The sequence below is a fragment of the Zoogloea sp. LCSB751 genome (assembly GCF_002028455.1).
Classification (GTDB): Bacteria; Pseudomonadota; Gammaproteobacteria; order Burkholderiales; family Rhodocyclaceae; genus Zoogloea.
The window spans coordinates 1-232 of the sequence record NZ_MWUM01000676.1 but is presented as its reverse complement, the minus strand read 5'-3'; the positions used below and the strand labels follow the sequence as shown (position 1 = coordinate 232).

General features: G+C 47.8%; 1 pseudogene. It reads right to left on the bottom strand.

The features are described 5' to 3' along the window. Positions 1-232 (bottom strand): annotated as a pseudogene (locus tag B4920_RS28135) (UDP-glucose 6-dehydrogenase); the annotation flags it as partial.

Below are 232 nucleotides of genomic sequence, written 5' to 3'. Positions count from 1 at the left end.
GAGCACTTCCTTCGCCACCCGTTCGACCGACTGAGTATTAAAGTAGTTGGTTTGTGGGTCGTAATCCGTAGGAGTGGCTATGATGACAAAATCGGCTTCTTTAACGACGTTTTTGTCGCACGTGGCACTGAGATTTAAGGCTTTATGCTGCAGGTATTCTTCAATCAGACTATCGGCGACCGTTGGTTTACGCGCATTAACTAACGCGATGCGCTCGGGCATCAAATCAATC